Raw genomic sequence first — 11,756 nt, forward strand, 5'->3', positions numbered from 1 at the left:
AGGTCGTGAATACGACACGATTCGAAACACTGTTACTTGACGTACGTAATAGCTGGAGCGGCATGTCCGCGCAGGAGCGCAGGCTCATTGCATCGCTCGCCTCCATCGATTTACTGGGCAAAATTACGGCGCTAGTTCATTTGGCCAGGACTGATAACCGGAAAATCCGCGGCTCGAAGTGGGTATGGGGCCCTGCCGTGGGCGGCGTGAATATGTTTGGATGGATTGCTTACTTCCTCTTCGGGAGGAAGTAAGCCCCACCGCTGGGGTGTTTAATTCCGGAACCCGTGGACCGGCGCAGGGATGAAGCCACCGCGCTGAATAAACTCCGTATTTTGTTTTGTACCTACCTCGATTACAGGGGCGTAGCCGAGGAGGCCACCGAAGTTCACCTCGTCGCCCGGCTTGGTGCCCGGTACGGGGATGAGGCGCGCTGCGGTGGTCTTATGGTTCATGACGCCGATTGCAGCCTCATCAGCGATCATCCCCGCGATCGTTTCCGCCGAGGTGTTGCCGGGGATGGCGATCATGTCAAACCCGACAGAGCAGATCGACGTCATCGCTTCGAGCTTGTCCATACTGATGGATCCAGCGCGGACCGCGTCGATCATGCCCTTATCTTCCGAAACCGGAATAAAGGATCCAGAAAGCCCTCCGACACGGGAGCAGGCCATCATGCCGCCTTTTTTGACGGCGTCGTTAAGAAGCGCGAGCGCAGCCGTCGTGCCGTGCGTGCCAACCTGCTCTAGCCCCATGTGTTCGAGGATATGCGCAACGGAGTCACCAACCTCAGCGGTCGGTGCCAAGGAGAGATCGACGATGCCAAATGGCACTCCGAGACGTTCTGAAGCAAGGTTGCCAACCAGCTGGCCTGCGCGGGTGATCTTGAACGCAGCCTTCTTGATCTCTTCAGCTACCTCGTTCAAGCTGGCTTTTCCGAGCCGCTGGATCGCATTGTCGACGACACCAGGGCCTGATACACCAACTGAAACAACCGCGTCAGGCTCCTCAATGCCATGGAACGCTCCGGCCATAAATGGGTTATCACCCACAGCATTTGCGAACACAACAAGCTTTGCGCACGCAATCGAAGAACGGTCTTTGGTCAGCTCCGCTGCCTCTTTCACGACGCGCCCCATCTTCGCGACAGCATCCATGTTGATACCAGCACGGGAAGTAGCGATGTTCACCGAGCCACACACGTTCTCCGTGACGGTCAATGCCTCCGGAATGGACTCGATGAGACGCATATCAGAGGTGGTTGCCCCCTTTTCAACGAGCGCCGAGTAACCACCTACGAAGTTGACTCCCAGCTCACCCGCCGCTTTGTCAAGCGCTTTTGCAATGTCGACCGGATTGCCGTCCACCCCAGCTGCGACCAAAGCAATGGGAGAAACGGAGACTCGCTTGTTCACAATGGGAATACCGAGCTCGCGTTCAATGTCCTGGCAAACTTCTACCAGACGGGCTGCCTTCGTCGTCACTCTGTCGTAGACCGCCTGGCACGTTGCATCCATAGTGGGACGTGTACAACCGATGAGTGAGATTCCCATTGTTACAGTACGAATGTCCAGCCGGTAGTCCTCAATCATCTTGATGACGTCAAGAATGTGTTGGGACTTGAAATCAAAATCAACAGCCACAGCAACCCCTCCCTAGATTTCGTTCATGGCGGTGAAAAGGTCCTCGGACTGGATCCGAACAATGACCCCCAAAGATTCACCAGCTGCTGAAAGGTGAGTTTGCAGTGATTCCATGTTTACATCGCCTTCGGGAAGTTCCACACGCATGATCATGGTGAAGAAGTCATCCATGAGAGTTTGGGAAACATCTACGATATTGAGGTTTACCTCAGCCGCGGCGATCGCAACTCCTGCGATGATGCCTACACGGTCTTTACCTGTGGTTGTGATGATTGCATGCATAAGTAGGAATTCTAGCTACCAGAAACAAGTTGTTTCTACTCAACCCACGCAGTATTGCGTAAATGATTGTAAAATTCTGTTTGCCCACGAAACATCGTGAAGAGGCAGCCCCTTTACGATCTTGTCGTAGTCTTCCGGAGAGAAGTACCCATAGTTAGCGAAGAAGTCCATACGAGTCTGCATTGCTTTGGCATCCATCTCCGCATGAAATTGCGTCGCCCAAACATGATCACCGTACCGAATCATCTGAACCGGACAACTATTCCCAACTGCCAATATCTCAAGTGAGGGCGGGAGGGTGGACTCGTCAGGATTCTCGGTATGTCCGGTCAGCGCTGTGAAGTTCCCTGGGAACCCCTGAAGCAGTACGTCACGTTTACCGGCGTCTGAAAGCGAAACCTGTGTCGGGCCAGAGTCCTCTGGATGCGTGTGAACGATGTTTCCTCCGAGGTAGTGCACCAGCCAGCTCGTTCCGAAACAAACGAAGAACACGGGTTTTCCAGATTCCACAACCTCAGTGAGCACAGCATCTACATGCTGCGCCCACGCTGAGGTATGTGCATCTGAAACGTTTAAAGAACAACCTCCAACGATCACGCCTTCAACTGAATCCAGTGACTTCAGCTGGGCGTGCTCGTCAGAGATATGACAGAGCTCTATAGCTGTCTGATCCATCTTCGTCGCTTTGAGTACGTCGTTGTACTCGGCGTGAGCAACGTCAGCACCGATCTCACCATTTCGCAGCGACACCATAAGCAACTTAGACATGACGAACAGTCTATATCGCCCGGTAGCTAGCTAGAAACCGAAGATCGAACAGACTGCTCGACAACGTCTAGCATTGCTTCCAGCTGCTCTGGTGGCTCACCTGCGGCCAATTTGATTATGAACCCTTCCAGAACTGTCTCTAGATAGGTCTGCATTACTTCAATTGGCACATCTTGCCGCATCGCCGTATTCGATTCCAGCCGTTTCCGCACAGCCTCATCAAGTACTTCCTGGTGCTTCCTCCACCGAGCTTCAAATGCAGGATCTGTGCGGAGCTTTCGAACAATCTCAGAACGCGTCACGAACCAGTCATTTTCTTCCGGATGTTGCAAGAGGTCGTGCATAACTTCTACGAGCCCCTGTCGGCTAACTACCTCAGCTTGGCGTTCAGCGTCCTCGCTGGCGATGGCGAGAAACAACGTTTCCTTGTCTACGAAGTGATGAAAAATAGCACCACGCGTTTTGCCAGTGGCCTTTTCCAAACGAGCTACGGTAGCTCCTTCAAACCCATACTTGGCGAAGCATGCTCTCGACGCATCCAAGATTTCTTTGCGACGCCGCGCGAGCTCTGCATCACTAATGATCGGCATAGTCAGGCGCCCAACCTTTCGAGCTACTTAATAATTGCATTGGAGAAAAAGAAAGACTTAAGGGGTCACCACATACCGCGGAGACCCCTCAAGCGTGTTACGTAACTACGGTGTTAGTTCTTGACCATCTGGCGAAGAACATACTGCAAAATACCACCGTGACGGTAGTATTCAGCCTCACCTGGTGTATCTACGCGGACTACAGCGTCGAATTCTACGGTCTCGCCGGAATCCTTCGTTGCGGATACACGGACGGTCTCAGGGATCGTTCCGTTCTCATTGAACGCTGTGATGCCGCTAATGGAGATCGTCTCTGTGCCGTCGAGCCCGAGCGATGCGTGAGACTTTCCTTCTGGGAACTGCAGTGGAAGCACGCCCATGCCGATGAGGTTCGAACGGTGAATACGCTCGAAGGACTCAGCGATGACAGCGCGGACGCCGAGCAGCTTCGTGCCCTTTGCAGCCCAGTCGCGGGAAGAACCAGTGCCGTATTCCTTGCCTGCCAGGACGACAAGCGGAATACCAGCGGCCTGGTAGTTCTGTGCAGCATCGTAGATGAATGCCTGCGGTGCACCTTCCTGGGTGAAGTCGCGAGTGTAGCCACCAGCGTCTTCAACAAGCTCGTTGCGGAGACGGATGTTGGCAAAGGTACCGCGAACCATGACCTCGTGGTTACCACGACGTGAGCCGAAGGAGTTGTAGTCCTGACGCTTGACGCCGTTTGCATCGAGGTAGTTTGCTGCCGGCGTACCTGGCTTGATGGACGAAGCAGGGGAGATGTGGTCCGTCGTCACAGAGTCACCCAACTTGGCAAGTACGCGAGCACCATCGATGTCCGAAACGTCGTTTGGCTCAGCTGGCATTCCGTCAAAGTACGGGGCCTTGCGGATGTACGTGGAATCGTCGTTCCACTCGAATGTCTTGCCGGTTGGGATATCCAGATCCTGCCACTGCTTGTCACCCTTGAAGACGTCGGCGTAGTCAGCCTCGTACATTTCACGGGAGATTGTGCCAGCAATGGTGGATTCAATTTCCTCAGTTGATGGCCATACATCCTTCAGGAAGACGTCGTTGCCATCCTGGTCCAGACCAAGTGGCTGGGTCTCGAAATCGAAGTCCATCGTGCCAGCGATGGAGTAGGCGATGACGAGCAGAGGCGAAGCCAAGTAGTTCATCTTGACGTCAGGAGAAATGCGGCCCTCGAAGTTACGGTTGCCAGACAGGACTGCGGTCGCGGTCAGGTCGTATTCGTTGATAGCGTCGGAGACCTCTGTTGGCAGAGGACCAGAGTTACCGATGCAGGATGCACAGCCGAAGCCGGTGAGGTAGAAGCCAACAGCCTCGAGGTCCTTCCAGAGATCGGCGCGTTCGTAGTAGCCGTCGACAACCTGGGAACCCGGTGCCATGATTGTCTTAACCCATGGCTTCGCCTTCAGACCCTTTTCCGCAGCCTTGCGTGCGAGCAGAGCAGCGCCAACCATGACCGATGGGTTGGAAGTGTTGGTGCAGGAAGTAATAGCTGCAATCGCAACCATGCCGTGATCCAGGGTGTACTCGCCACCCTGCGGCGACTCAACGATAACGGGCTTCGAAGCACGACCCTCTGCGCCGACCGCTGCAGATTCTCCATTTGCAGGCCAGGACTGATTGAAGTCAACTGTCTCAACCTTCGCCGCACGAACTGGCTCGAAGGTCTCGTTGCCAGCATCGTTGTAGTCCGGCAGCTGCTTACGGAAGGTGTCCTTGGATTCGGACAGGAGGATGCGGTCCTGCGGACGCTTCGGGCCAGCGATTGACGGAACGACCGTTGAGAGATCAAGCTCCAAGTATTCGGAGTACTTCGCCTCTGGAGCGTCCTGCTCAAGCCACATGCCCTGAGCCTTCGCGTATGCCTCCACACGGTCGATGTCCTCCTGGGAACGACCGGTAAGGTGCAGGTAGTTGATGGTCTCTTCATCGATTGGGAAGATCGCACAGGTGGAGCCGAACTCAGGCGACATGTTGCCGATCGTCGCACGGTTTGCAAGTGGGATCTGCTTTACACCATTGCCGTAGAACTCGACGAACTTCTGAACCACGCCGTGCTCGCGCAGCATCTCGGTAATCGTCAACACAACATCGGTAGCGGTGACGCCGGCAGGAATCTCACCGGTGAGCTTGAATCCGACAACGCGTGGGATCAACATCGAAACTGGCTGGCCAAGCATTGCAGCCTCAGCCTCAATACCGCCAACGCCCCAGCCCAGGATGCCAAGGCCATTTTCCATGGTGGTGTGGGAGTCGGTACCAATACAGGTGTCTGGGTATGCAACGCCATCGTTATCGAATACAACACGGGAGAGGTACTCAATGTTGACCTGGTGAACGATACCGGTCCCCGGTGGCACAACGCGGAAGTTCGAGAAGTTCTCAGCGCCCCAACGCAGGAACTGGTAGCGCTCCTCGTTGCGTTGGTACTCGATTGCGACGTTCTTGTCGAGAGCGTTGGTGGAACCGAACGCCTCGATGATCACAGAGTGGTCGATGACCATCTCGGCTGGGTTCAGCGGGTTGACCTGATCAGGATCACCGCCGAGTGTGGAAACTGCCTCACGCATGGTGGCCAGGTCCACGACACAAGGAACACCAGTAAAGTCCTGCATAAGGACGCGGGCAGGGGTGAACTGAATTTCTACAGATGGCTCGGCATCTGGATCCCAGTTCGCGATAGCCTCGATGTGTTTCTTGGTCACGTTCTTGCCGTCCTCAGTGCGGAGGAGGTTTTCACCAAGAACCTTGAGGGAGTATGGAAGTTTCTCCATGCCTTCAACCGCATCAAGTGCGAAGTAGTCATAAGACTTCTCGCCGACCTGAAGCGACTTCTTGGCGTTAAAGGAGTTCTTGCTTTCGGTCACAGTAAGCTCCGTTTCTCGTCGTAAACCAGATAAATTGGAACAAGGTCCAAACGGTCAACCTCAAAGATATGCGATTAACCGCCTATGCGTAGCAATGATAACAGTACGGATGTAATGTTTGTTCTCCAACAGGGAAGATTTGAGAAAAAATGGAGCTAAACCCCCCATTTGGGGCACAACCCAACAATCTCCGCAGTTAAGGCGAACTGTACGGGGGAGTACAAGGTGATTATCGCCATACAGGATAGAATGAGGGGCCCATCGACCACAGAGGAATGTAGCCGCGACATGCAATACCAAAATCCAGACCCACGATTCGATAGCCTTGTAGATCAGCTCAATATTGACGGTATCGCATTCGAGACTGCCAATGAAGGCACCGGCAGCCTGGAACAGTCACTATCTTCCACCTTGTCGAGCGCGCATGATCATTCTGGCCTTAATGTGGGGCTCGTTTTTCTCGACTCGACGCCTCCCCGCATTCCTGAGTTAAGAGATCTGGCGCAAGACCTCAATCTTGCCACCGGAATCGAAACTATCTATATCCGAACGCCCGATGTCGCCATTGCTACATCAGAAAAGTTTCCACGTTCCTCAATCGAGGCTGGCCAGCTCGCCTCTGTACGGGCCTCAAGCTACGAAGATGGGGTGGCACAGTTTCTGCAAGAGGCAACCTCTAGGCAGCTTGATTGGATTTCGGTATTGATTGCGGTTGCAGTAGTCCTCATCGTCACGTGTGGAGCCACCGCTATCCAGAATTGGCGTCAGGCGTAGAGCCTTGACATTTCGATTAGCAACTTTTAAGTGACGATAATCACACTGCTACTTTTGTGCCTACATAATCCAAGGTTAGAGCTCTCGTCGTCAAGTGAAAATCCTTAACTTCTGTTACTGAAGATAAAGTTTGTGTAACAAATCAGTTAAGTGTCGTATGGTTTGTTTGTTGCCTCATGAGCTGAGGTGTGTTGCAAACGTGCCAGAGCTTTCCTCTAGTCAAGGAAGTTGCACTGACTTTTGACACGTGTGGTCCAGTCAAACCACGTCTATGTTTGCGTCGTACACAACCGTGAGGCTGTTTTCAGTAGTCGATTTAACAGAGCCGTACTCGTCTCAGCACGCGGAGTCTTCACAGGTCGGGTTTGCCTGACAGCGAGCTAGTCACTCGCTTGCTTGCCCGGCGTGAGACTTTGCATGAGTTGATGTTGGGTGCGGCGTGAGGAGCACCTTCGTGGTTACCCCGTCGAAGAGCACGCGAACGCGTGCTCGCCAGGTTTGGTCCAGCACCCTTGCTTGTTCAACCAGTTTCGCGTTGGCTTTTTCATTGAGCTCTCCTGTGGGCCCTGCTGTTGCTGCTCCCGCAGCGCAGTCAACTGCGTCTGCTCTAGTAGCCAAGCTTTCAGCATCGCAAGCTGAGATCGCCGAACTAGACCTGAAAATTGGTCAACTACGGGAAGCGGCAAATCGTGCTTTTGTAGACCTCCATGATGCTCAGTCTCGTTCTGAGCAGGCACGCCGCGGTGCTGAGGAGGCGAAGCGTCGTCTGGAGGAATCGCAGGCGGCAGTTGAGAAAGCTCGTGCTGAGCTATCCGCAGTGACTCGGTCGCAGTATCGCAACTCCGCTGGTGGAAGCCCGATTCAGGCACTCGGTGGAGAGCAATCGCAAAAGGATGTACTTGACCGTTCACTCTTTCTCCGTCAACGAAGCGAGGAAAAACAGCAAAAGCTCGCCGAAGTTGAGCAAGCACGCCTCGAGGCTGCGAACGATGAATCTCTGCAGCGCCAGGCCAGTGAAGTTGCGCAGCAGGCTGCGGACGAAGCTGCGGCCGCAGAATCCGCTACGCGTGATGAGCTTGCCTCTCTGTCTTCACAACTAGACGATGTCATTGAGCAGCGCGAGGCTGCATCTGCGGAGTTGAACAGCATCGAGAGCGACGTCGCGCAGGAACGTGGCATCTCAAATAGCCCTGCGCCGCAGTCAGCTGAGGTTCAGGAGACTCCAGCTGAAACGTATGAGGTTTCGCCTGAGCTTCTTGACGCCGTCGAAGAACGAATGAACGAAATTGCCCCCGGAGCTGAGGTTCCAAATGAACAAGCACTAGTACAAGCCGTGAATACGGCGCAGCGTACAGGTGGATATGTGGAGGTCTCCAACCAGGCAGATACGCCGCGGCTCGAGTACTCCGAGGGGAGCGATGTCACTGACTTGCTGACCCAAGCGGCAACCATCGTCGCTTCTGAAGCCCTCGTTGGTTCCTCTCAGCCTGATCACAGCGAAACAGCGAACCCCTATGGAGGCTCGAGCACAAGTGACGTCATTGCTGCTTTCGCACAGGGGCTCAATAGTGTTCTGGCTGCTGATTCCTCCGCTGGTCAGCCTGACTCTGCTACTTCCGATCTGTCGCAGGTCGTTCCTGCAGTTGGCACTTTCGAGTCGATTACGAATGAAGTTCGGTCTGCCTTAGCACCGTCGGCAAATTCCTCGTCTGTAGAGACAGTAATCGCACGTGCCGAAGCGATGATCGGTACGCCGTATGTTTGGGGCGGTGGTGACGCGAATGGTCCAACCGTGGGTGTGAATGGCGGGAGCATGTCTGGATTCGATTGCTCTGGGCTTGTGCTCTACGCCTTTGCTGGCGTAGGAATTTCGCTGCCGCACTACACGGGCTACCAGTACCAGCGAGGAACTCCAGTTGCGCCGAGTGAAGCACAACGTGGCGATCTCTTGTTCTGGGGCCCTGGCGGCAGTCAGCACGTGGCAATTTACCTCGGCGACGGCATGATGATCGAGGCTCCTCAAGCTGGCCAGAATGTTCAGATTGCTCCAGTTCGTTGGTCTGGTATGTCAGCGAATGCAGTCCGTCTGCTTTAGTTCATTAGAATCATTCCCCATGGCATTCAAAAATTTCGATGCGTTGCTCGTGCTCTCTTTCGGTGGACCAGAAGGGGAGGGCGAAGTAATTCCATTCCTCGAAAATGTCACACGCGGCAGGGGCATCCCGAAAGAGCGGTTGAAAGTAGTTGGTGAGCACTATTTCCACTTCGGTGGAGTGAGCCCAATTAATGGCCAAAATCTAGAAATCATCGAGCAGCTTCGTGCCGAGCTGAGTAGGCGGGGGCATAATCTTCCGGTCTATTTCGGAAATCGGAATTGGCATCCTTTCGCAGAAGATACCGCACGCGAAATCTCAGAAGCTGGGCATCGGAACATCCTCGTTTTCGCTACGAGCGCTTGGGGCGGTTACTCCGCTTGCCGTCAGTATGATGAGGATATTGCTCGGTTGCACCAGGCACACCCTGAGCTGCATTTCACAAAACTGTGGCAGTTCTACGGGCACCCAACGTTTGTCCGGCTCATGGGTGATTCGTTGAAGCAAGCAATGGAGTCAATTGATGACAAGGCTTTGCGAACGACCCGGATCCTCTTCTCGGCGCACTCAATTCCCACAGCTGCAGATGCCGCCGCTGGCGGCCACGAGGACGCTCATCTTTACTCGCGGCAGGTCCTTGAGGCTTCGCGCCTCGTCGCAGAGCATGCAGGAGTAGAGACTTACGAAAACGTTTGGCAATCGCGTTCCGGCAACCCGCAGACTCCGTGGCTAGAGCCCGATATTATCGACCGCGTCAAGGAGCTCCATCAACAGGGAGTCACTCACATCGTTTGCGTGCCGATCGGGTTCTTGACTGACCATATGGAGGTTGTGTGGGATCTCGATACCGAATTGAAGGCTGAGTGCGACAAGCGCGGCGTTGAATTCACCAGGGTCCCGACTATCGGTCTCGAGCCGCGGTTCGCATCGATGATCGTTGACATTGCAGAATGCATTAGCCACGGCACGACGCCTCCTACGCTGTCCACGATTTCGGTGCAGGGCTGCACCGAAAATGGTGTTCCTTGCCACACTGATTGCTGCGCTCCGATTCGTCCGCGCGTTACCGAGTAGCCCGAAAATCGCGAACGGCTTCCGCAACGCCTGCTGTTCGCGCTCTTCGGATGCTCCTTCCTAATACGAGCAAGTGCTGATCAAAAGAGTGATCTCCCAGCCGGTCTGTCACCGTCTCGACGATCGCCGAGACTCTATCCGCGCGCGCAAAAATCTGAGCTGCCCTTGGCGTGGTGGCAATTGGCAATCCTGGGGTGTCATAGAAATCGGTGATATGGCCGACCGTGAGTCGGGGTGAGGACAGCGTTTCGTTGGGCTGGGCGACGGCCTCAATCATCATCGCAGCTTGATCTGTTGCGTTTCTCAGCATTTGGTCGGCCTGACCAGGAGAAAGCCAGTCTGGTTCGGGTGGGCGTCGATAATCCTCGAACCAACGCCAGTGCACGCCGTCTGTTTCGAAGCTCGGAATGAGAATGTGATAGAGCCCTTCTGCACCGATGATGATCAAGGCTCCTGCATCCGTCATTGCTTCCGCCGCTGCTGTGTGAGCCCACAGCGCCGGAGTGTCGCCCGCTCCACCTAGGACTAGCCGCACGACCGGCTCGCGGGACTCAAGATGAGCCACCCTGCGAATTTCGGTGAGTAATTCTACGCCCCCACCGGTGACATAATGGTGGCCTCCACCGAGCTCGTCAAGTGCTGCGAGCGTTTCGTCTGTCGACGTCACGTGATACAACCACGCTGCGATCCACACCGCAGTGTTTTGCAGTGGCGAGTAAACATACGCGCGAAGATTCATTCGTCTGATGGTAACCGATAGACTAGTGCCACTATGACACCGGATAATCGTTACAGCGGAGATATTTTCCAAGGGCATTCGCGCAACAAGAAGCCCAAGTATCCCAGCATCCCCGCAGAGCCGGGCATCATCGTTGAGATTGTGGGCGACGAATTCGTGGGAGCCGTAGTTGGTTTTGAGCGTACGTACGACGGTGATTTCGTTCGTCTTGAGGACAGGCACGGGCAACAACGCCTTTTTAAGATGCTTCCCGGAGCCTTCGAAGTAGAGGGACAGCGAGTCTCCTTACACCGCTATGTCGCTCCGCAGCAGGAATCGAGCACCCACTCAAACTCCGGTTCACGGAAAGTAGCTAACGCGAAAGCGAAAGTTGCGCAGCCAAGCCGAATTTGGGTGGAAGGTATTCACGACGCCGCTATCGTACAGAAGGTATGGGGGCACGACCTCAAAGTCGAAGGTGTCGTCGTTGAGTATCTTGAGGGGCTTGACAACTTGAGCGACAGGCTGGAGGAGTTCCACCCGGGACCGGGGCGACGCATCGGTGTGCTTGCTGACCACCTCATCGAAGGCACAAAAGAGTCCCGCCTCGTCGAGGGGGTAGGTCCACACGTACTTGTCACAGGCCACCCATACATCGACATTTGGGAAGCCGTCAAGCCGGAACGAGTTGGGTTGAAGAACTGGCCAAAGGTGCCTTACGGAGAGGATTGGAAGACAGGGGTATGCCAACGCGCCGGGTGGGGCAGCCCGAAGGATGGCTGGCGGCGTGTCTACGATGCTGTCGAGACATACCGAGATCTTGATTCCACCCTTATCGGCGCAGTTGAGCGACTCGTGGATTTTGTCACCAATCCGCAGCTTAAGAAATCCGACTGCTGACCGAATCGTTTTTGTATAGT

General features: G+C 54.7%; 11 protein-coding genes. 5 read left to right on the forward strand and 6 right to left on the reverse strand.

Features of this window, described 5'->3' with window-relative positions; all coding sequences use genetic code 11:
* Positions 1-5: 5 nt before the first annotated feature.
* Positions 6-254, forward strand: coding sequence for a PLD nuclease N-terminal domain-containing protein (locus tag BQ4436_RS10720; protein WP_143000871.1), 249 nt, complete (start codon positions 6-8; stop codon positions 252-254).
* Positions 255-272: 18 nt separating this feature from the next.
* On the opposite strand, the gene BQ4436_RS10725 is transcribed toward BQ4436_RS10720, so the two are convergent.
* The 5 genes from BQ4436_RS10725 to acnA all read right to left on the reverse strand — a co-directional run bounded on the left by BQ4436_RS10725 (position 273) and on the right by acnA (position 6,177).
* Positions 273-1,643: a PFL family protein gene (locus BQ4436_RS10725; protein WP_083329548.1), complete on the reverse strand. Its 1,371-nt coding sequence runs from the start codon at positions 1,641-1,643 to the stop codon at positions 273-275.
* A gap of 12 nt (positions 1,644-1,655) precedes the next feature.
* The gene (locus BQ4436_RS10730) at positions 1,656-1,925 is read right to left on the reverse strand and encodes an ACT domain-containing protein (protein WP_070362444.1); all 270 of its coding nucleotides are present in this window, start codon (positions 1,923-1,925) and stop codon (positions 1,656-1,658) included.
* A gap of 39 nt (positions 1,926-1,964) precedes the next feature.
* Complete coding sequence (locus tag BQ4436_RS10735; RefSeq protein WP_070362445.1) at positions 1,965-2,693, reverse strand: glutamine amidotransferase-related protein; 729 nt, start codon at positions 2,691-2,693, stop codon at positions 1,965-1,967.
* Between the two features lie 26 nt (positions 2,694-2,719).
* Positions 2,720-3,283, reverse strand: a complete 564-nt coding sequence (locus tag BQ4436_RS10740) for a TetR/AcrR family transcriptional regulator (protein WP_070362446.1) — start codon at positions 3,281-3,283, stop codon at positions 2,720-2,722.
* 113 nt (positions 3,284-3,396) lie between these two features.
* Positions 3,397-6,177, reverse strand: a complete 2,781-nt coding sequence (gene acnA, locus BQ4436_RS10745) for an aconitate hydratase AcnA (RefSeq protein WP_070477099.1) — start codon at positions 6,175-6,177, stop codon at positions 3,397-3,399.
* A gap of 288 nt (positions 6,178-6,465) precedes the next feature.
* Here acnA and BQ4436_RS10750 point away from each other — a divergent pair, with 288 nt between their 5' ends.
* The 3 genes from BQ4436_RS10750 to BQ4436_RS10760 all read left to right on the forward strand — a co-directional run bounded on the left by BQ4436_RS10750 (position 6,466) and on the right by BQ4436_RS10760 (position 10,118).
* Positions 6,466-6,951, forward strand: a complete 486-nt coding sequence (locus BQ4436_RS10750) for an Rv1476 family membrane protein (RefSeq protein ID WP_143000872.1) — start codon at positions 6,466-6,468, stop codon at positions 6,949-6,951.
* Positions 6,952-7,498: 547 nt separating this feature from the next.
* Positions 7,499-9,046 (forward strand): NlpC/P60 family protein, encoded by a 1,548-nt coding sequence (locus tag BQ4436_RS10755; protein ID WP_070977206.1) that lies wholly within the window; start codon positions 7,499-7,501, stop codon positions 9,044-9,046.
* Between the two features lie 19 nt (positions 9,047-9,065).
* The gene (locus BQ4436_RS10760) at positions 9,066-10,118 is read left to right on the forward strand and encodes a ferrochelatase (RefSeq protein WP_083329561.1); all 1,053 of its coding nucleotides are present in this window, start codon (positions 9,066-9,068) and stop codon (positions 10,116-10,118) included.
* On the opposite strand, the gene BQ4436_RS10765 is transcribed toward BQ4436_RS10760, so the two are convergent.
* Entirely contained in the window at positions 10,108-10,857 is a 750-nt protein-coding gene (locus BQ4436_RS10765; protein WP_070976899.1) for a hypothetical protein, read from the reverse strand. The genes BQ4436_RS10760 and BQ4436_RS10765 overlap by 11 nt on opposite strands.
* Before the next feature lie 33 nt (positions 10,858-10,890).
* Here BQ4436_RS10765 and BQ4436_RS10770 point away from each other — a divergent pair, with 33 nt between their 5' ends.
* Positions 10,891-11,736 (forward strand): DUF3097 domain-containing protein, encoded by an 846-nt coding sequence (locus BQ4436_RS10770; protein WP_070477105.1) that lies wholly within the window; start codon positions 10,891-10,893, stop codon positions 11,734-11,736.
* Positions 11,737-11,756 lie beyond the last annotated feature (20 nt).

This window comes from Corynebacterium sp. MC3 (assembly GCF_900099485.1).
GTDB classification, from domain to species: domain Bacteria; phylum Actinomycetota; class Actinomycetes; order Mycobacteriales; family Mycobacteriaceae; genus Corynebacterium; species Corynebacterium pseudogenitalium.